The sequence below is a fragment of the Jeotgalicoccus sp. FSL K6-3177 genome, assembly GCF_038050175.1.
Classification (GTDB): Bacteria; Bacillota; Bacilli; order Staphylococcales; family Salinicoccaceae; genus Jeotgalicoccus; species Jeotgalicoccus nanhaiensis.
This window is the reverse complement of record NZ_JBBOSK010000001.1, coordinates 1558628-1579727: the sequence shown is the minus strand read 5'-3', so window position 1 is coordinate 1579727 and position 21100 is coordinate 1558628. Positions and strand designations below refer to the sequence as shown.

General features: G+C 40.7%; 19 protein-coding genes and 1 riboswitch. Of the genes, 15 read left to right on the top strand and 4 right to left on the bottom strand.

Translation table 11 applies throughout. The annotated features are described in order from the left end of the window. Nucleotides 1–51: 51 nt before the first annotated feature. From MHH58_RS07840 to MHH58_RS07820, 5 genes are all read left to right on the top strand, one after another. On the top strand, nucleotides 52–1257 hold the full coding sequence (locus tag MHH58_RS07840; protein WP_341345550.1) for a DUF418 domain-containing protein: 1206 nt from the start codon (nucleotides 52–54) through the stop codon (nucleotides 1255–1257). 11 nt (nucleotides 1258–1268) lie between these two features. Further along, nucleotides 1269–1943, top strand: coding sequence for a response regulator transcription factor (locus MHH58_RS07835; RefSeq protein WP_341345549.1), 675 nt, complete (start codon nucleotides 1269–1271; stop codon nucleotides 1941–1943). 6 nt (nucleotides 1944–1949) lie between these two features. Continuing rightward, nucleotides 1950–2942: a sensor histidine kinase gene (locus MHH58_RS07830; RefSeq protein WP_341345548.1), complete on the top strand. Its 993-nt coding sequence runs from the start codon at nucleotides 1950–1952 to the stop codon at nucleotides 2940–2942. Between the two features lie 101 nt (nucleotides 2943–3043). Then, a complete protein-coding gene (locus tag MHH58_RS07825; RefSeq protein WP_341345547.1) occupies nucleotides 3044–3805 on the top strand; it encodes an ABC transporter ATP-binding protein in 762 nt (253 codons plus the stop codon). After that, the gene (locus tag MHH58_RS07820) at nucleotides 3792–5741 is read left to right on the top strand and encodes an ABC transporter permease (RefSeq protein WP_341345546.1); all 1950 of its coding nucleotides are present in this window, start codon (nucleotides 3792–3794) and stop codon (nucleotides 5739–5741) included. Before MHH58_RS07825 ends, MHH58_RS07820 begins: the two co-directional genes overlap by 14 nt. An 87-nt stretch (nucleotides 5742–5828) precedes the next feature. Here the strand turns inward: MHH58_RS07820 and MHH58_RS07815 are convergent, their stop codons facing one another. Both MHH58_RS07815 and queF read right to left on the bottom strand, forming a co-directional pair. Continuing rightward, nucleotides 5829–6476: a queuosine precursor transporter gene (locus MHH58_RS07815; RefSeq protein ID WP_135098151.1), complete on the bottom strand. Its 648-nt coding sequence runs from the start codon at nucleotides 6474–6476 to the stop codon at nucleotides 5829–5831. A 47-nt stretch (nucleotides 6477–6523) separates the two neighbouring features. Beyond that, on the bottom strand, nucleotides 6524–7012 hold the full coding sequence (gene queF, locus MHH58_RS07810) for a preQ(1) synthase (RefSeq protein ID WP_135098149.1): 489 nt from the start codon (nucleotides 7010–7012) through the stop codon (nucleotides 6524–6526). Nucleotides 7013–7063: 51 nt separating this feature from the next. Continuing rightward, nucleotides 7064–7109: riboswitch (PreQ1 riboswitch) on the bottom strand. A gap of 136 nt (nucleotides 7110–7245) precedes the next feature. On the opposite strand from queF, the gene MHH58_RS07805 reads away from it, so the two are divergent. From MHH58_RS07805 to MHH58_RS07765, 9 genes are all read left to right on the top strand, one after another. Next, entirely contained in the window at nucleotides 7246–8157 is a 912-nt protein-coding gene (locus tag MHH58_RS07805; RefSeq protein ID WP_135098147.1) for an alpha/beta hydrolase, read from the top strand. 311 nt (nucleotides 8158–8468) lie between these two features. Next, complete coding sequence (locus MHH58_RS07800; protein WP_135098143.1) at nucleotides 8469–9092, top strand: GNAT family N-acetyltransferase; 624 nt, start codon at nucleotides 8469–8471, stop codon at nucleotides 9090–9092. A 21-nt stretch (nucleotides 9093–9113) separates the two neighbouring features. Further along, a complete protein-coding gene (locus MHH58_RS07795) occupies nucleotides 9114–10292 on the top strand; it encodes a M20 metallopeptidase family protein (protein WP_341345545.1) in 1179 nt (392 codons plus the stop codon). After that, the gene (locus MHH58_RS07790; RefSeq protein WP_341345544.1) at nucleotides 10292–11575 is read left to right on the top strand and encodes an amidohydrolase; all 1284 of its coding nucleotides are present in this window, start codon (nucleotides 10292–10294) and stop codon (nucleotides 11573–11575) included. Before MHH58_RS07795 ends, MHH58_RS07790 begins: the two co-directional genes overlap by 1 nt. Before the next feature lie 119 nt (nucleotides 11576–11694). Continuing rightward, complete coding sequence (gene pruA / locus MHH58_RS07785) at nucleotides 11695–13236, top strand: L-glutamate gamma-semialdehyde dehydrogenase (RefSeq protein ID WP_135098137.1); 1542 nt, start codon at nucleotides 11695–11697, stop codon at nucleotides 13234–13236. A gap of 631 nt (nucleotides 13237–13867) precedes the next feature. Next, a complete protein-coding gene (locus MHH58_RS07780; protein WP_341345543.1) occupies nucleotides 13868–15178 on the top strand; it encodes a CitMHS family transporter in 1311 nt (436 codons plus the stop codon). A 130-nt stretch (nucleotides 15179–15308) separates the two neighbouring features. Beyond that, nucleotides 15309–15746 carry a hypothetical protein gene (locus MHH58_RS07775; protein WP_341345542.1) on the top strand — a complete coding sequence of 146 codons (438 nt, stop codon included), beginning with the start codon at nucleotides 15309–15311 and terminating at the stop codon, nucleotides 15744–15746. Nucleotides 15747–15884: 138 nt separating this feature from the next. Further along, nucleotides 15885–17240 carry a thermonuclease family protein gene (locus MHH58_RS07770; protein WP_341345541.1) on the top strand — a complete coding sequence of 452 codons (1356 nt, stop codon included), beginning with the start codon at nucleotides 15885–15887 and terminating at the stop codon, nucleotides 17238–17240. 164 nt (nucleotides 17241–17404) lie between these two features. After that, nucleotides 17405–17605 (top strand): cold-shock protein, encoded by a 201-nt coding sequence (locus tag MHH58_RS07765; protein WP_135098129.1) that lies wholly within the window; start codon nucleotides 17405–17407, stop codon nucleotides 17603–17605. Between the two features lie 386 nt (nucleotides 17606–17991). Here the strand turns inward: MHH58_RS07765 and rpsD are convergent, their stop codons facing one another. Both rpsD and MHH58_RS07755 read right to left on the bottom strand, forming a co-directional pair. Next, nucleotides 17992–18594, bottom strand: coding sequence for a 30S ribosomal protein S4 (gene rpsD, locus MHH58_RS07760; protein WP_115884120.1), 603 nt, complete (start codon nucleotides 18592–18594; stop codon nucleotides 17992–17994). A gap of 219 nt (nucleotides 18595–18813) precedes the next feature. Continuing rightward, the gene (locus MHH58_RS07755) at nucleotides 18814–19284 is read right to left on the bottom strand and encodes a GAF domain-containing protein (RefSeq protein ID WP_135098126.1); all 471 of its coding nucleotides are present in this window, start codon (nucleotides 19282–19284) and stop codon (nucleotides 18814–18816) included. A gap of 115 nt (nucleotides 19285–19399) precedes the next feature. On the opposite strand from MHH58_RS07755, the gene MHH58_RS07750 reads away from it, so the two are divergent. Next, nucleotides 19400–21094, top strand: coding sequence for a septation ring formation regulator EzrA (locus MHH58_RS07750; protein ID WP_341345540.1), 1695 nt, complete (start codon nucleotides 19400–19402; stop codon nucleotides 21092–21094). The last annotated feature ends 6 nt before the right edge of the window (nucleotides 21095–21100 follow it).

The following is a 21100-nucleotide window of genomic DNA, read 5'->3' as shown; positions in this document are numbered from 1 at the left end:
TTTTAATTTTTTCTTGATACAAGTATACTTACTGTAAATGGAGGGTGAATTATGGGAGACAATAATCCGATAGAGTTTAACAAAAGAATTTTTGAAATTGACGGCATCCGCGGATTTGCGCTGCTCGGCATACTGATGATGAATATTATGTCGTTTGCGGGCCCGGATATTGATGACAGTTTTTCAGGAACACGAAGTGAAATTTATACCGGTTTCTGGAATGAATTATCACTGTTTTTTATTAATACGTTCGTCACGGCTAATTTTTACACAATGTTTTCATTTTTATTCGGTCTTGGTTTTTACATATTTTTATCGCGTGCTGAAAAGAAAAAGCAGTCGACTTCAGCATTGTTTTTAAGAAGAATCGGCTTGCTTTTAATTTTTGGTCTGCTGCATGGAATTTTATTATGGTACGGAGATATTTTATGGACGTATGCAATTACAGGCTTATTACTGCTTCTGTTTTATAAATTCAAGCCGAAAGTGAATTTAATTATTGCAGTAAGCCTGCTCGTTATTATGACAATTATGATTATTTTAAGTGCTGTAGCGGCCTATATGATGAAGATGTACAATTCAGGCACAGGTCTTGAGACGGAAGGTTTTGTCTTTTCACTGCACATGACAGAGACAATTTTAAACGGCTCCTACGGTGACCTCGTCAGTATGAATGCAATAATTCTCGGCTTATCCGCTGCCGGTGCGATTTTTGTAATTCCAAATGTACTGGCAATGTTTTTACTTGGTCTGTATGCGGGACAGAAAGGTTATTTTAATAACTTGCGCAAGTCTCTCGGACTATTAAAAAAAGTTGCAGTTATCGGCATTGGCATCGGCTTACCGGTGAAAATATTTACAGGCTATTTAACAACGTATCAGTCACACGATGATGTATTTGTTCAGCTGGCCCAGCTGTCCAGCACCATCGGCGGACCGCTCATGTCACTCGGCTACATTGCGGCACTTGCATTAATTTTACTGAAGCTGCCGAAACTGGTCAGTCTGCTCCAGCCGGTTGGCCAGATGGCGCTGACGAACTATATCGGCCAGACTGTTATTATGCTTGTAATATTTTATGTGTTCGGGCTGTTTAACAGCGTTAATGCGGTATGGTTTATACCGATTGCACTTGGGGTCTTTATCCTGCAGCTGCTACTGAGCCATTTCTGGATGAAGTACTTTAGCTACGGTCCGCTCGAATGGCTCTGGCGCAGCTTTACCTATTTAAAAATAATGCCTCTTAGAAAACGGTAAGGAGTTTTTAAATGAAATTACTTATAATTGAAGACGATCCGGTACTGATGGATGAACTGGCAGCGCGTTTTAAAGAGTGGGATATTGACGCCTACGGCGTGACGGATTTTAATGATGTGATGAACGATTTTATCCGGTATAATCCGGAACTCGTTATCGTTGATATTACACTGCCGAAGTACGACGGATTCTACTGGTGCCGCATGATCAGGAATGTCTCCAGCGTCCCGATTATCTTTCTCTCTTCAAGAGATCACCCGGCAGACATGGTGATGAGCATGCAGATGGGGGCGGACGATTACGTGCAGAAGCCGTTTAACTTTGAAGTGCTGAATGCGAAAGTACAGGCGCTCTTAAGGAGAACGTATGAATATCAGCATAAGGAAATTGATGTGTTTAAATTCAGAGATGCGGTATTCGATTTTAAGAAACTGACGGTCACAGTAAATAATGAAACTTTGGAACTGACAAAAAATGAATCTTATATTTTGTCGATTTTATCGCAAAATACCGGGGATACGGTATCACGTACAGAAATTATCGAGTCGCTGTGGGAGGATTCAAAATTTATCAGTGATAATACGCTGACAGTCAATGTCAACAGACTGCGTAAAAAACTCGAATCCGTCGGTCTGTCGGATGCGATACTGACAAAAACCGGTATCGGTTATATTTTAAAGGAGTAGATGGTTATGTATTTTAAAGAAAACATTCCTGTCTTCCTGCTGTTTATGAGTTTTAACGCGGTGATTCTGTTTATCGGCTATGTGGATAACAGCATACCGAATGTTGCTGTGACCTACATTTTTTGCTTCAATCTGCTGATTTTTGCGGCATATATTCTGTGGGACTTGCTTAGAAAGAGACAGTTCAATAATGAGTTTCAAAAGCTCGAATCACTGGAGGATGTTGCCGGGATGACGGAAGGAAATACTCCGCAGCAGCGTATAATCTACGGCAAACTCAATGAGATGAGAATGATTCACCAGCATGAGCTCGACCGGGAATCGCAGAAAACACGTGAAAATCTGGATGAGCTGACTCGCTTTATACATGACATGAAAATGCCGGTGACGACGATGAAGCTGATGATTGATGATTTGGACGTGAAACAGAGGGAGAAACTGGCTGTGGAATGGACCCGGCTCAACAGCATGCTGAACGAGGTGCTGTACTTAAAACGTTTGCCGAATATTAAAAATGATTTATATATAGAAGAAATTAATCTTGAGAAGCTTTTAAACGTTTCCATAAAAAAACTGAGGGATATATGTATGCGGAAGAATATCGGTTTTGATATTCATCTCCATGAAAGAGCCGTCCATACAGACAGAAAATGGATGCAGTTTGTCATCGACCAGCTTATTACGAACGCAGTCAAGTATTCGGAAGATAATGATATTGTTATAAAAGGACAAATGATAGAAGGTCGGATGATTTTAACTGTAACGGATTACGGCAGAGGAATTAAAGAAAAAGATGCAGGACGCATATTCGAAGCGGGCTTCACTTCGACGAGCAATCATGACGATGAACAGTCCACCGGCATGGGCCTCTATTTAACGAAAGAAGTGTGCGACGTGCTGGGTATTTATATAGATATTGAGTCTGTCTACGGTGAATATACAACGGTAACTTTAACGTTCAGCGAGGCGAATGAATTCAGTAAAATCACTATGAAGTGACGAAAATGTCACTTTATAGTGTTTTTTGTTCGCTGAATCAAACGATTAAGCAATAAAAACAGTATAAACTGAAGTTAACCAATGAAACAGGAGGAGTTCTTATGCTGTTAAAAGCAACAGATATTAAAAAAAGTTACGGTAATAAATTCAATCGGACAGAAGTGCTGAAAGGCATAGATATTAATTTAAATAAAGGTGAATTCGTTTCAATTATGGGTGCATCGGGTTCAGGCAAGACGACGCTCTTAAATGTACTCAGTTCAATTGATAATGTAACAAGCGGTCATATTTATATAGACGGCGTAGATTTCACGACTTTAAAAGATAAAAAACTAGCTGACTTCAGAAAGAATGATCTTGGATTTATTTTTCAGGATTACAATCTTCTTGATACTCTGTCGGTCAAAGAAAATATTATGCTGCCGCTGTCCATACGTTCTATGTCAAAAAAAGAAGCGGAAGCGCAGTTTGACAGCGTAGCGGGGCAGCTCGGCATTAAAGAACTCGCGGGGAAATATCCGGGACAGATATCGGGCGGTCAGGCCCAGCGTACGAGCGCTGCCCGGGCTTTTATTCACCAGCCGAAAATCATCTTTGCGGATGAACCGACGGGTGCACTGGATTCAAAATCCGCAAGCGGCCTCTTAAAAAAATTACAGCAGTTAAATGAAACATTAAATACGAGCATTTTAATGGTAACGCACGACCCGACAGCGGCAAGTTTCTCACACCGGGCAATTTTCTTAAAAGACGGTCAAGTGTATACCAGCCTGTCGCGCGGTGAAATGACGCAGGATGCGTACTACAGTGAAATTCTGGATACGCAGCGTGTATTAGGCGGTGTCGTTGATGAAGCTGAATAATCTGGTCATAAAAAACTTTTTACGCAACCTTAAAAATTACGCGCTGTATATATTTGCTCTGGTATTCAGTGTAGCGCTGTTTTTCTCGCTCTTAACGCTGACGCTCGATGAGACAGCTATGGAAGAAATTGCCGGCAGCACACCGATGACAGCTTTATTCTCAGTCGGTTCAGTAACTGTTGTTATTATAATCATTCTGTTTGTAATGTTTGCGAATATGATTTTCATCAAAAGACGCCACAAGGAGCTGGCACTGTTCCAGCTGATTGGTATGAACAGAAATAAGGTTTTCAGAATTTTACTGCTTGAAAATTTCCTGATATATTTTGGCAGTCTGCTCGGCGGGATTGTACTCGGTTTCTTTATTTCGAGACTGCTCCTGATGCTGCTCTTAAAAATTATGCGTGTTGATATGATGGTGGAGATGAACTTCTCACCGACTGCTGTAGTGATTACAGCTGCAGTATTTGTATTTATCTTTATCGTGCTGATGATTCAGAACTACGTATTCTTAAGGCGCTCATCACTGATTAAGATGCTGAAACTGAACAAGACTTCGGAGAGCACCGGCAAACCGCTTGGTAAAATGACGATTGTGCTTGGAATCACCGGTATTGCTATGATTGGGCTCGGCTATTATATGTCGCAGACGATGTTTGAGCGGGCGATGGAAAATCCGATAATGCTGCCTGTCTATATGGTTGCAATCTTATTCCTGACGATAGCGGGGACCTATATCACTTTTAAATACTCAGTCGCATTTATTTTAAACATGATCCGCAAAAGCAAGAACGGCCACGTCAATGTGAACGATGTACTGTCAGTAACAAGTGTTATGTTTAAAATGCGCTCCAACGCATTTCTGCTGACAGCGATTGCGGTCATAACGGCTATCAGTATTACCGCGATGTCATTATCGTATATCACATATTATTCTACGGATAAAATGCTCGAGAGCACGACCCCTTACGATTACACAGTTGAGAATTCCGAAGATCTGGACTTCTATGAAAAACTGCTGAGTGATAACGATTATGAAATTGACAGAATTGAAAAATCATTTATGCACTACAGCATAGTAAGAACAGATGAAAATACCGATCTGTCTGAAGGTGAAGAGACCGGAATGGACAGCAATGAAATAGGTATTGTTGTTGCCAGCGATAAGGAATTTGAAGGATTTGACGTTGCAGAAAATGAAACGAAAGCTACGGGAACGCTTGCGATACTTGATATCCTCGTGTCATTTGAAGAAGGCGATCCTGTAACATTTACCAACGGGGCCGATTTTGATAGAACAGTTGAAGTGACAGATACGACAAGCGATGGCATCTTACCATCGAACTTATCATTCGGTTTACCGGTACTCATTATCGATGATGCTGTCTATCAGGAACTCTCTGACAATCAGCCTGAAGAAAATGAAGAATTTGAAATGCCGTCGGAATTGTATGCCTTTAATATCGTCGGCGGGGATAATGATGAAGTCCTTGAAATGATGGATAAGGAAGAACATCCATCATTCAGCTCGAAACTGCTGGACTATAAAGAAATGACACAGATGTCAGGAATGATGGCATTTATAGTAGGCTTTCTCGGCTTTGCTTTCCTGCTGACATCCGGCTGCATTCTGTACTTTAAACAAATTGATGAATGCGAAGAAGAAAAAGGCAGTTATAAAGTGCTGCGCAAACTTGGATTCTCAGAAGGGGAAATACTAAAAGGACTCGCACTGAAAATGATTATTTCATTCGGTATTCCTTTAGTTATCGGTCTTCTGCATTCACTGTTTGCAGTTAAATCCGGATGGTTTATCTTCGGGATTGAAATGTGGACACCAACCCTGATCGTAATGGGTGTCTACACGGTACTGTATTCAATATTTGCTTTAATGTCACTCGGTTATTACCGGAAAATAGTTAGAAAAAGTATATAAAACTAAAAAACTTCCGCTGTCTTTTGGACAGTGGAAGTTTTTTTAGTTTCTGACACAATGAGCGGTTCTCATCGTCACGAAAGCCGGCTAATACAGCTGTTCAGTGACATTTTTCAATAAAGCCCGTTCTTTATCGAGCTGTTTTCGGACAACACCGACGAGCAGATACACTATCGGCGTATCCAGCAGCACGATAATAATTTTAGCGATGTACTGCATAAAGATCATGCTGATTAATACATTCGCCGGTACCGTACCAATAAAAGCAATCACGATAAAAATACTCGTATCAGCAAATTGTGTAATTACTGCTGAAAAGTTATTGCGGAGCCACAAATGCCGTCTGCCGTGACGTTCTTTTAATTTATGAAAGATAAACACATCGATGTTCTGACTGACGAGATAAGAGACCAGACTCGCGATAATGACCTGGAAGCTGCCCCCTAAAATCATCTCGTATTCCGTCTGCATTTCAAAGAACGGTGCAGCCGGCACTTCTATTGCTATGTAGATAAAAAATAAAACGATGAGCTGTGTAACAAATCCTGCGCGTATAGCGCGCGCCGCCATCTTTTTACCGTATACTTCACCGATAACATCGGTAATTAAAAATGTTGCCATATAAACGATAACAGCGGCGGGTAAATCAAATCCAAAAACCGTAAATACTTTAACTGCCAGTATGTTTGAAACAACGAGCAGTCCCGCAAACAGTGCGGTTAAATAAAATATCAATATGTACCCTCCATTTTAAAATGGAAGAAATTCTTAGCCGGTCACTCTTATCTGTTGTCTATCTTTTCCGGGTACAAATCGTGATTCATCATGCGGTGGTCAGCCATCTCTTCATATTTTGTTCCCGGTCTCCCGTAATTTACGTACGGGTCAATGGAGATGCCGCCGCGGGGTGTGAACTTGCCCCAGACTTCTATGTATTTCGGGTCCATCAATTTAATGAGGTCATCCATAATCATATTCATGCTGTTTTCATGGAAGCCGCCGTGGTTGCGGAAGCTGAACAGGTATAATTTCAAGGCTTTGCTTTCAACCATTTTCACATCGGGAATGTAGCTGATGTAAATCGTTGCAAAGTCCGGCTGGCCCGTCATCGGACACAGCGTTGTAAATTCAGGACAGTTAAATTTAACAAAATAATCGCGGCCGATATGACCATTTTCAAACGTTTCCAGAATTTCCGGATTATAATCAAATTTATATTCTACATTTTGATTTCCCAATAAACTTAAATCTTTTGAATAATCTTCTGTCATTATAAAAATCCTCCTTAAATTAAAAAAACATGAGCCCGAAGGCACATGTTGTGTGTCTTAGTTTTTTTAAGAGGGTGCGGCTAAGAACCTCTTCGTAATTTATTTTCCAGTACTCATTATACATAGAGCGGAGAGAAAGGTCTATACTGTGTTTTTTGTAAGTGGATACATGATTCTTCATATAGTCTGCAGTTTTTTGGTACTATTAAAGTAACAAGAGTACGGAGGTACGGATGATGGAAATCAAAAAGTTTAAAGTAGGTAATTATCACGCAGAAGTCACAGCTTTTTTAGGTGATTCAGGTGTCAAAGTCGAAGCGAAGCCGGCCGTCGTCATTTGTCCCGGCGGCAGTTATATGTATGTATCAAAACGCGAAGCTGAACCAGCAGCTTATGAATTTCTGGCTCAGGGCTATCAAGTATTTATACTGCGCTATTCAACGATAGGAACAAGGCTTGAAGCTGAAGGAAAAGAAGCGACGCGGGATGAAATGTACAAAATCGCTGCAGGGCTGGAACCTGAAGAAATTCTCGGTTCCGAGTTTCCGAACCCGTTAATTGAGCTGGCACTTACGATGACTCATATCCGCGAAAATATTCATGAATATAACGTGGATGCGGATAATATCGGTGTCCTCGGATTTTCAGCAGGCGGCCATCTGGCAGCAAGTCTCGGTGTGCATTGGAATCAGCCGTGGCTGAGTGATCGGGTTGGGAAAGAATCCAGATGGTATCGCCCGAACTTTCAAGTATTAAGTTATCCGATACTGGATTATGATCTTAACAGAATTATTGCCGAAGAAAGAGGCATCGGAGATCCTAAATATATGTCGATGGCGAGTCGTATGGTATTCGGGCAAGCGATAGAAGCGGATACTCTCGATAAAGCAACAGTGAAAAATTATGTATCTGAAAACACGCCGCCCACTTTTATTTGGCATACGGGTGAAGACAAACTTGTGTTTATAAAAAATGCGCTGGATTTTGCTGATGCGCTCGAACGTCACAATGTGCCCTGGGAACTTCACACTTTCCATAAAGGCGACCACGGTTTAAGTACCGCGACAAAAATAACAGGAAAAGTAAATACCCACGTACAAAAATGGGTGCCGCTAATGTTTGAATGGCTGGAAGATATTAAATAAAAAAACAGCCGTATTTTAACGGCTGAAATTTAAATTATATTCCAAATATAATTCTGTATGATCCGGATAGATTAATTCAACCAGTATATTGTCTTCATCAAAAGAATTATTTTTACTCATACAGTTATATATAAAAGAATCTAAAGGTGGTTTTCCCACATCTTTATCAGTGATCAGTTTAAAAAATGTTTTGTCATTGCTGGAGTTCATACATTTCACTAATATATTCATTTTACACCAACTCCTCAATATATTAATAACCGATTTCAAGAGTTTTAAACATCATTATAATATGGAAGGAAGAGATAAATATGAACTTTGTAAAACTGACTTTAAATGATATCGAAGAGATTTTAGAACTGCAGAATTCCGTGTATGATTTTTTAGAACAAAAGGAAGTTCTCGAAAAACTGTCGAGGGAAGAATTTGAGAAAGGTGTAAACCAGGGCTATGTTGCAGGTGTTTTTTATGAAGATAAATTAATTGCAGTGCGGACAATGTATATCCCGGATATTGATGAAGAAGAGCACCTGGCTGATGATGTCGGGGTTAGGAGAGAACGATCCATTTACTCTGAAATCTCTCTCGTTGATCCTGAGCACAGGGGGCAGGGGCTGCAGACAGAAATGGGCAGGTATTTAATTGAGCAGGTACGTGCGAGCGGAGATTTTGATTATATCTTTTCAACTGTAATGCCGACGAATCTGCCAAGTTTGAAAGATAAATTTAAACTCGGCTTTAAAATAATGAGAACAAGATTGAAATATAACGGCAAGAGACGTCATGTTCTCTATCTGCCTTTAAATGAAAATATAGAAGTTTCAGGAGAAGTTTTGAAAATTAAATACGATAATTACGACTGGATGATGAACGCCGGACAGGATTATATCGGAGATGCTTTAAACGGTGAATTTATTGAATATTATAAGAAATAATTATATAGGGAGTGAGATGCAGTGGACATAAATGAAAATATTATTAACGATGCAATCGAATTTAGGAGAGTACTTCATCTTCACCCGGAATTAAGCACAGATGAATATGAAACGTCAAAACGCATTCAGGAAAAATTAACAGAGTTTGATATTCCCTATCAGACAGGGTTTGCTGATACAGGAGTCCTCGGGATTATAAAAGGTGAACAGGAAGGCGGAATTATCGGTATCAGAGCGGATATCGATGCACTGCCGATTACTGAAGCTTCCGGAGAAGAATTTACTTCGCTGAATGAAGGTGTCATGCACGCCTGCGGTCATGATGCACATACGTCAATGCTGCTTCATGCCGGGAAAGTGCTGAATGACAATAAAGATAAAATTAAAGGAACTATACTGTTGATTTTCCAGCCGGCGGAAGAGCTGTCACCGACGGGCGGCGCAAAACGCATGCTGGAAGATGGAGTGTTCGATGAATACACTCCGGATATGCTGCTTGCCCAGCACGTCTGGCCGGATCTTGAAGTCGGGAAATTCGGTGTAATGGCCGGACCGATTATGGGGAATTCAGACCGTTTTAAAATTACAATTAAAGGTTCCGGCGGGCATGCTTCTATGCCTCACAGTACGACGGATGCACTTATTGTCGGCAATCAGGTTGTCAGCGCACTGCAGACAATTGTGAGCCGCAACACGGATCCTATGCAGCCGGCAGTTGTAACAGTCGGGCGTTTTACAGCCGGAACAAAACACAATGTTATCGCGGAAACAGCGGAACTTGAAGGAACGATCCGCACCCAGTCGGATAAAACCAAAGAGATTACTAAAAAACGCTTTTTTGAAATTGTTGAACAGGTTACTGCTGCTATGGGAGCAGAGGCTGACATTGAGTTTTACGACGGATATCCTGCAACGGTAAACGACACAGAATGGGCGGCACAGCTGAAAAAATCGGTTAATAAGCTGTACGGTGAGGAAGCGACACCGGCCCTCCTGCCAAGTCTCGCTGGAGAAGATTTCAGCCGTTTCCTTTTAGAATATCCGGGAGTGTACTACTGGCTCGGTACATCGGTTGGAAAAGGACAAAAACCGCTGCACAATCCTGCTTTCAGACTCAATGAAGATGCTTTTAAATACGGCATTACAGCGATGGTTCATATGGCATTAGATTCTTTAAATAAGCTTTCGGGGGAACAATAATGACAGATATTCAGCAAAAACTGACTGCAACACGCCGTAAATTTCACCGTTTTCCGGAAGTCGGTTTTACGGAATTTATAACGACATATGAAATTTATAAAACTTTGAAACCGATGGACTACACTCTTTATCTTGGAGACGACGTGCTCTTAAGAAGTGCCCGGGTAGGTGTGCCTGGAAAAGATGCATTTCTGCACAGCTATAAAAGGGCAGCAGAATATGGTGTTCCTGAGGAGTTTTTAGACTATGTAAAAGAAGGCACTACAGGAGTAATTGCTACACTCGATACGGGAAAACCCGGTCCGCATTTTGCAGCGAGATTTGATATAGACGGCCTGCCGATTACAGAATCAGCGGATGAAGATCATATCCCGAAAAAGGGAGATTTTAAATCTCTTCACGAAGGAGAAATGCATGCCTGCGGGCATGATGGTCATATTACGACAGGTTTATTTTTAGCTGAGTATATCAATGCTGAAAAAGACAATCTTAAAGGCAGGTTTACGCTGATTTTTCAGCCTGCGGAAGAAAGTGTGCGCGGAGCAAAATCAGTCGTCGAAAAAGGATGGCTGGATGATGTTGATTATTTCTTCTCCGGTCATCTCGGCATTAGAAATCTGCCTGTCGGGACTGTCAGTGCCGGAACGACCGATTTTCTGGCAAGTTCAAAATTTGATGTGAAGTTCACAGGAAAGTCAGCACATGCAGGTGTTGAACCTGATTCAGGGAATAACTCTCTCCTTGCAGCTTCGGCCGCTGCCTTAAATTTAAATGCGATTGCACGTCACGGCAAGGGCAGAACGCGTATTAACACCGGTACACTCAGTGCAGGCAGCGGCAGAAATGTCATTGCTGACACTGCATTTATGGAAATTGAAACGCGCGGAGAAACAACTGAACTTAATCATTATATGTACAATAAAGCAAAAACAGTCATCCAGGCCGCTGCTGATATGTATGAAAATGAAGCTGAAATCATAGATATGGGTGAAGCACCGAATGCCGCATGTTCAAAAGAACTGATTGAAACAGTTAAAGAAGCGGTCAAACACAACAGCAATATTACTGATTTGAGAGATACACTGCCGCTTGGAGCTTCGGAAGATGTGACGATGATGATGGAACGGGTTGTCGAAAAAAATGGCAAAGCGACTTATATGCTCTTTCCGTTTGCTTTGAAATACGGTCATCATCATCCGAAATTCGATTTGGATGAGAGCGTTTTACACGTTGCCGTATCAACATATATAGATATTGTGAACTGGCTGATGAAAAACGGCTAAATATTTAAATAATTAACCTGAATCAGTTGGACAATTTAACAAATAATGTTATCTTAAAAATGCGGAAACAATTAAATAAGTTTTATATTTTCATCAAAAAACAAAGGAGAATTTATTTTATGATACCGTACAAGCACGAACCATTTACAGATTTCTCGTTAGACGAGAACAAAGAAGCATTAAACAAGGGGTTTGAAACAATTAAAAAAGATTTTGGATCGGATTATCCGTTAATCATTAACGGTGAACGCATCCTTACTGATAAAAAACTGGAATCATATAACCCGGCTAAAAAATCAGAAGTCATCGGCAACATGTCACAAGCTGGTGAGAAAGAAGCACTGCAGGCAATGGATGCTGCTAAAGAAACATTTAAAGAATGGAGAAAATCTTCATTTGAATTCCGTTCTGATGTACTATTCAAAGCAGCTGCAATTGTACGTAAAAGAAAATTCGAATTTACAGCAGTGCTAGTAAAAGAAGCCGGAAAACCATGGAAAGAAGCGGATGCAGATACTGCAGAAGCAATTGATTTCCTTGAATATTATGCAAGACAAAACCTTGAATTAAAAGACGGACGCAAAGTTGAATCACGTCCGGGTGAATTCAATAGATTTGATTACATTCCACTAGGCGTCGGCCTTGTTATTTCTCCATGGAACTTTGCTTTTGCAATCATGGCAGGTACGACATCAGCTGCGCTTGTAACAGGGAACACAGTTTTACTAAAACCATCATCTAAAGCGTCGGTAATTGCTTACAAATTTATCGAAGTGCTCGAAGAAGCTGGCCTGCCTAAAGGCGTAGTCAACTTCATTCCAGGTTCAAGCCGTGAAATCGGTGATCTGTTAGTTGAACACAAAGATACTGCATTTGTCTCATTCACAGGTTCAAGAGATGTCGGTATAAGCATTTACGAAAAAGCAGCCATCGTTCAGGACGGGCAGGTTAACCTTAAACGTGTTATCGCTGAAATGGGCGGTAAAGATACTATCGTTGTTGACAGCAGTGCAGATCTTGACCTTGCAGCAGATGCAATCGTTAAATCAGCATTCGCCTTCAGCGGACAGAAATGTTCAGCATGTTCACGAGTTATCGCCTTATCGGACATCCACGATGAATTACTTGAAAAAGTAGTGGAGAGAACGAACAAACTGACAATCGGCGACCCTGAAAATGACAATTACATGGGTCCTGTTATCGATGACGCTTCTGTTGAAAAAATTGAGAAGTATCTTGAAATCGGTAAAGAAGAAGGAGAACTTAAAGCTGGCGGCAAGATCGACAACGAAACAGGCCACTTCGTTCACCCGACAGTATTCGCAGGACTTAAGCACGATGACCGCTTAATGCAGGAGGAAATTTTCGGCCCTGTAGTCGGTTTCGCAAAAGCAGACAACTTCACAGAAGCTGTTGAATTTGCAAACGATACAGACTACGGTCTGACAGGTGCTGTTATTACTAAAAACAGAGAGCACATTGAAGAAGCACGCCGCGACTTCATGGTAGGTAACTTATACTTCAACCGCGACTGCACAGGTGCAATCGTCGGCTACCACCCATTCGGCGGATTCAAAATGTCAGGTACAGACTCTAAAGCAGGCGGACCGGATTACCTTCAGTTACACATGCAAGGTAAAACAACGTCAGAAATGCTTTAAGATATTAAATTTTAAGGATAATCAGTTCTATTTGAACTGGTTATCCTTTTTTATTTGCATTTATTGAGGGTCTGGGACTTTGGATTGTCATGAAACTCTGTCATGCCAGTCCTGTTGGTTGCGGACACACATGAGACCCGATCATGCGAGTCCCAGAGTCCGCGGATACACATGAGACCCGCTCATGCCAGTCCTGTTGGTTGCGGGTACATATGAGATTTTGTCATGTCAGCCCCAGAGTCCGCGGATACACATGAGACCGGCTCATGCCAATCCTGTTGGTTGCGGGTACATATGAGATTTTGTCATGTCAGCCCCAGAGTCCGCGGATACACATGAGACCGGCTCATGCCAATCCCAAAAGTATAGACAATAAAAATTAAACATATTCTTTTATATTATAGAAATTTTTTTGCTGGTTCTATAAGTAAAATTAATTACTAACAAATAATTCTAAATATTTCAAGTCTTTAAATATAAAAAATCTTATCTTATAATGAAAACTTATTAAGAAAATCTTAGGGGGAAGGTTTATTAATAAATGATCTTGAAAGCGTTTGCTCAATTTTGTAAGCGCTATAGTAAACATGGTTTTTCCCTCCCACCAGATATATAAATAGGGGGTATTTCTTTGCTTAGTATTATCGGTTTATTGGTTATTTTAACGATTGTTATTTTACTGATCACTCAAAAGCTCAATCCGATTGTAGCGCTAGTGATCATACCGTTCATCGGTGCTCTCGTTGCCGGTTTCGGTCCGGGAGAAATTACAGAATTCTTTAATGACGGAATCAGTTCTGTTATTTCTGTAGTAATCATGTTTATCTTTGCGATTCTGTTCTTTGGAATTATGCAGGATACAGGAATGTTTAATCCGCTTATTACCAAAATGGTCAGGTTATCCCGGGGGAATGTTATTCTGGTTTCCATGGCTACGGTAATTATTGGGGCAATTGCTCACTTGGATGGTTCGGGTGCTTCGACTTTCCTGATTACCATACCGGCTTTGCTGCCTTTATATAAAAAATTGAATATGAGTCCTTATATGCTCGTCATGCTAATCGGTATGAGCGCGAGTATTATGAATATGGTGCCGTGGGGCGGACCGCTCGGACGAACTGCCGCGGTACTCGGTGTGGATTCCTCAGAATTATGGCAGCCGCTTATTCCGCTCCAGGCTGTGCTGATTGTACTGCTTATTGCTATGGGAGCACTGGTCGGCAGTTTGGAGAAAAAAAGACTCCTTAAAAATGGAACGCTGACTGAAGGAATCAATTTTGATAATTTCAACGTGAATGGTGACAGTAACAGTGAAGCAACATCTTTGGAAAGACCGAAACTTCTCTGGTTTAATCTCCTGCTCACACTTGCTGTGGTCGGTCTGCTGATGTCAGGGCTACTCCCTGCAGGGTTGATATTTATGCTGGCGGTAAGTATTGCTTTGCCGATAAACTACAGAAATATGGATTTGCAAATGGACCGTATTAAAGCCCATGCACCAAGTGCTTTAATGATGGCAGCGATTATTCTGGCAGCAGGATCCTTCCTTGGCATCCTCGGGAACACAGGGATGCTTGATTCACTTGCAGAAGACATGGTAGTTATCCTCCCTGCCTTCCTCGTGCCGTTTCTGCATTATATTATCGGTTTCTTTGGTGCACCACTGGAACTGGTACTTAATACAGATGCATATTATTTTGCTCTCCTTCCAGTAGTAGAGCAGATTGTATCCACTCACGGTGTTGACAGTATTACCGCAGCTTACTCTATTATGGTTGGAAATGTTATCGGAACCTTCATCAGTCCGTTTTCTCCGGCCTTATGGCTGGCTGTCGGACTGGCAGGAATTGAGATGGGCCGTTATATAAAATATGCTATCTTCTGGGTTTGGGGATTTAGTGTCCTTGCAATGGTGGCAGCGTTTGTAATGGGAATTATTTAATACTTAATAATTAAAGCAGTATGAACTCTTAGGAGATCATGCTGTTTTTAATTAGTTAATTATAAGCTTGAAAAGATTGAGCAGTTAGAGTATAACTGAAGTGAAAATTGCTGCAGACTGGAGTGGTAATATGGAGAATACGGATGATTTAAGCATCACTGTCAAACGCCGAACCTGGTTTTTAGGAATGACGACACCCGTAAAGATTCAATTTAATGGAAGACTAATAGGAACCGTTGAATCTTTTAAAGAGAAGGAGATGTACATACCAGCAGAAAAAGGACAGCTGATTTGTACATCTCCTATGGAGAGGGAGTCAAAGGCTAATGTTAAAGCCGGCGACAGTATACTGATAAAAGATACACTGTTCAGTAAAACTGCAAATATTCTTTTGGCAGTATGGACTGTTATATTTTTAAGTAATCTTATAGTTTCAGCTCTGTCTGATCCAAATACAGAACTATTTATACCAGTGAACGGTCTGGTTATTTTAATAATATACCTCGTCTTATGTACTGTTTCTTACTTTTCGCGGCAATATAAAATTGTGATAGAACCAAAGATATAAGGACGAAATTATAAAAAATACTCAAAATGGTGCATTGAGACGTGCTAACTTGTTCAAAGTTTCCATTAAATGTTTATTCACAGATGCTTTTTATCACGTATAATAAATAGATATGAATATTAATGGAGAGTAGACAAAATGAGTATTATATTCGGTTTTTTGATTTTTATTTCAACAATTTCTACAGCGGTCTTGTTTGGACTTGCGATGCACGGGCACTGGACTGATAAAGATCAGAGCGGATCTTTTTGGAAGCCGGTATTTGTACTGCTGGCTGTGTCAGGCATTCTGATGATTAACCGTGCGCTGATTGTAGACGGTGCGACGATTAATGAAGCATTTTTAATTCTATGGGTTATGGTGTCAATCGCGATGTTTATATCGATGGCATCAAGCCGTTTTTATAAATTAAAGTACAAGGAAAAAGGGAAATTCAGTAAAATTTCACGCAACGCATTTATTCTCGGTTTTATAATATTTCTCTTATTTGCATTTACTTTGCCGGGAACAAATGTTGAAGAAGGGGCAGCTGCTGCTGAGTCAGAAACTGTAGAGAAAGCTAAGGATATTGCACAAGATAATGAAGCAGACCCAGAAGCAGAAAAGCAGGTAGAAGAAGAACGTTTGGCTGCTGAGAAAGAGAAAGAAGAAGCTGCGAAGGAAAAAGCTCAGGCTGAAAAAGAGGAAAAGGAAAAAGCTGAACGAAAAGCTGCGGAGAAAGAGAAGGCAGAGAAAGAAAGGGAAGAGAAACTTGCTGCCGAAAAGGCAGACAAAGAAAAAGCCGAACAGGAAAAAGCTGAAAAAGAAAAAGCTGAAAAAGAGAAGCAGGAGAAAGAGTCTGCTGCTAAGGATGGCATCGCGGAAGTAGAACTTTATCGTGTAGTCGATGGTGATACTGTTCATGTGCTGGACAGCGACAACAATACATTGAAGTTAAGACTTCTCTTGATTGATACGCCGGAAACGGTTCACCCGAACAAGCCTGTAGAACCATTTGGTCCTGAAGCTTCGGCAAGAATGACGGAGCTTATGAGTAATGCAGAGGAACTGCATATTGAGTACGATGAAGGAGCAGAGACGGATCATTACGGCAGACATCTTGTGTACCTGTATGCTGATGGCGTAAACGTGCACGAAGTGCTGCTGGAAGAAGGGCTTGCGAGGGTCGGTTATATTTATGAACAGCAGCGCTATCTCTCAGAATTCCGGGAGAAAGAGCAGTATGCAAAAGATAACCAGCTTGGCATCTGGTCAATTCCCGGCTACGTAAACGAGGGCGGTGAAGGTTTTAACAGTGAAGAGGAAGAAGTTGCTGCTGAAGCGGAACCTGAGATTAACACGGAGCAAAATGTAGAAAGTGATTCAGGTACTTCATATAACTTCGCCAACTGTACCGAATTAAGAACTGTATTTCCGGAAGGCGTAGGAAGTGACCATTCTGCTTACCAGCCGAAAATGGACAGAGATAAAGATAACTGGGCGTGTGAAAATTAAAAATATTTCTAATTTAGGTTGGCTTATTGGTCAGACCATGGTATATTAAGAATGTAGTTTTTAAGGCAAAGTTTAAATAGTTTCTCTTCATTATTTGAAAAAACTCTTTTAAATGTTTAAAACTGCAAAAATAACACGTGCATAAGCACAAGGAGGTTTTTTCAATGAATGAAGGAACTGTAAAATGGTTTAACGGAGAAAAAGGTTTTGGTTTCATCGAGCAAGAAGCAGGAGACGACGTGTTCGTACACTTCTCAGCTATCCAAGGTGAAGGATACAAAACTTTAGAAGAAGGTCAAAAAGTTACTTTTGAAATCGAAGAAGGACAACGCGGACCACAAGCTGTCAACGTTGCAACTGTTTAATAAATAGTTTAATTTTTTAGAGAGACACCTCAGGGTGTCTCTTTTTTTGGTTTCTATATTTATATGATTACCTGGATAAGGAATAGATTTATGTTAATTTTTTGCGGTTTTTCTCCTCTGCTTTTGAGAAGATGTTGCACATTGTCAAAGTCACAGTGACCCGGTAACAGCTCTAGCGGGTCATTGTCAAAGTCACAGTGACCCGACAACGACTCTATCGGGTCATTGTCAAAACCACGGTGACGGGATGGAACTGTTAAAGTACGATACTAAATCACCGTCGTCGTCCAGCTCTCCAATCACTCACACCAAAATCTCAAAATACCCATTTAAAACACAAAAAAACCCGAAACCATTTAATAATGATTTCGGATTTCTCAAACTTATTATCTTGAGTAGAATTCAACGATTAACTGTTCGTTAATGTCGGCATTTAATTCACTGCGTTCTGGCAGTCTGTCGAAAGTAACTTCTAAGTTATCTTTGTTGAATGTTAAGTACTCAGGTGTGAAGTTGCTTAATTCAACAGCTTCAGCAATGATATCAAGGTTACGTGATTTTTCACGAACTCCGATAACCTGACCTGGTTTAACGATAAATGAAGGGATATCTACACGTTTGCCATCCACAGTGATGTGACCGTGGTTAACTAACTGACGTGCTTGACGCTGTGTGCGGGCAAGTCCTGAAGCACGAACGATTGCGTCTAATCTAGTCGCAAGCAAGATCATGAAGTTCTCACCGTGAACACCTTTCATTTTACCTGAACGGTCGAATAAAGTGCGGAATTGACGTTCGTTAATTCCATACATGTAACGGAGTTTTTGTTTCTCCTGTAATTGCATACCGTACTCTGATAATTTAATTCTTTGTGTTGGACCGTGCTGACCCGGCGGGTACGGACGACGTTCCAATTCTTTGCCTGTGCCAGTCAGGGAAATTCCTAAGCGGCGTGATTTTTTCCAGATTGAACCTGTAAAACGAGCCATAATTAGCTCCTCCTTATGTTTTATAATATATGCAAAAAACATCATAAGGGAATAATCTCCTGCGAGGGTATACGATTTAAAGTGCCTTCGCCTCATAGCATTGGTTACGCAGCACACCAACCGCGGGGACCGCATACTTACTTGCAATGATTATCCGCTACTTATACTGTTCATTTACACAATAATTCATTTTACACCTTCGGATACCCAAAGTCAATATTAAATGTAGTTAATTAAAGTATCAACAAAGGCTTTTAAGCCGTTGCGGTCTTCTTCTGTGAAACGTTCGTAAATCGGCGCATCGATATCGAGCACTCCGATGCCTTTGCCGTCTTTGTAGAGCGGCAGAACGATTTCGGATTTGCTGTTTGCGTCGCAGGCGATGTGACCCGGGAATTCATTTACATCATCCACGATAAAAATATCGTTGCCGCGGAAAGCTGTACCGCATACGCCTTTGCCGTTTTCAATGCGCACGCATGCAGGGAGCCCCTGGAACGGTCCGAGTACTAATTCATTCGTTTTTTCTTCATATAAGTAGAAACCGACCCAGTTAATATCTTTAAGGAAATAATTTAAAAGGCTGGATGCGTTTGACAGATTCGCAATTCTGTCCGATTCATCTTCGATAAGACTTTTCAGCATTTTGTTGAGTGTCTCGTAATCTTTAATTTCAATATTAGTAAACATATTATGCCTCCGTGCTTTTTATGTATATTGGTGATTTTAAAGAATTATACATTTATATGTTTTGCAACGCAACGTTTTGAGCTATAATTGAGTATATATCTAGGAGGTAAAGTGTATGTGGGTGTATATATTAATCGCGATTATCATTTTGGTTATCGTGGCAGCAGCTGTACTGCTGTACTTAAGATCTGTAAAAACACAAATGATTGATACTCAATACAGCAGACTGCATGAAGTAAATCAGCTTCCATTTAAATTGGATTTAGTGAAATTAAAAAACTATAACCTGCACGGCGAAGCGAAAGAGCTTTACGACAAATGGCAGGATGAATGGAACGAAACATTAAATACTCATAGTACACATGCAACAAATGCACTTGAACAGTCTAAAACAAACGTTGAGCAATTTAAATTTGCCAAAAGTACAAAAAATAATGAGCTCGCAGGGGAAAATATCGAGATTATTAAAAATAAGTACGATGAACTGACTGAAGAAGTTGCAGGGTTTACAAAAGCTGTTGAAGAGGGGAAGCATCAGAATATTGAAAGCGAACGCTTGTACCGCGAAGCAAAACGCGATGTACTCGCCAACGGCCACAAATTCGGAGATGCGAAAAAACCGCTGGAAGAAGTTATTAAAGCTTATGAGCCGGAAGTTGCAAGGTACGAAAAAATGGTCAATGATGGAAACTATCTGCGTGCCAATGAGTTTATCTTCAACACTTACAACGAACTGCTGAACTTAAAAGACAGCATGGATGAAATTCCGAAACTTATTAAAGAAGTTCAAAAAGAACTGCCGCAGCAGTTCCAGGAACTGCGTTACGGCTGCAGAGATTTGCGTGCTAAAGGATACGATCTTGATCACATCAAAGTAGAAAACAGATTGTCAACGCTGAAAAGCAACTTAAACCGCGTTGAACCGCTGGTTGCGAAACTCGAGCTTGAAGAAGCCGACTCTATTTTAGAGAGTATTCACGACGAGCTGGATGATATGTATGAACTTGTAGAGCATGAAGTTAATGCAAAGAATAAGTTCGACGGCGGCAAGGATGTTATTACAGATGAATTATTTAACGCCAAAGCATTGAACTATACACTGCGCACTGAAATCGATTATATTAAAGATCAGTATCATATCGATGAATCCGATGTTCAAAAGGTAATGAATTATGAAAACGAAATTGAAAATCTGATTTCGATTTACAGCGGTATGATTGAAGAAACTGAGAAAAACACGACGCGCTACAGTGCTATCGTGGATAATATCGATTATTTAAAAAATAATGCGCATACGATTCATGAAGAACAGAACAGCATTCAGGAGCATCTGGTCAGTTTGCGTGAAGATGATGCGGAAGCTCGTGAGAATCTGCGTTACGTCAATGACCGGAAAGAAAAGGTGTACCGTGAACTGATGGCATCGAACCTCGTAACATTGCCTGAGCAGTTTATCGTTATGAAACATGAAATTGAAGTAAATATCAAAGAAATTGAAAATTACTTCAGCCGGCGCCCGCTGAATGTGGAATACGTTAAAGCCAAAGTAAATGATACTGTTCTGATGATGAATAAATTTGAACAGGAAGCATATGCGGTGATGAGAGATTCAGAGCTGACGGAGCTGATGATTCAGTACGGCAACAGATTCCGCAGTATGGATGCGGATTTGAATGCTCATTTAAATGAAGCAGAGCGCTTATTTAAAGAAAACCGCTACAAACGTGCACTGGACGTTGCTAAAGATGCAGTGGAAAGTGTGGAACCCGGCAGTGCAGCGAAAATAGAAAAACAATATGATAATAATTAACATCAT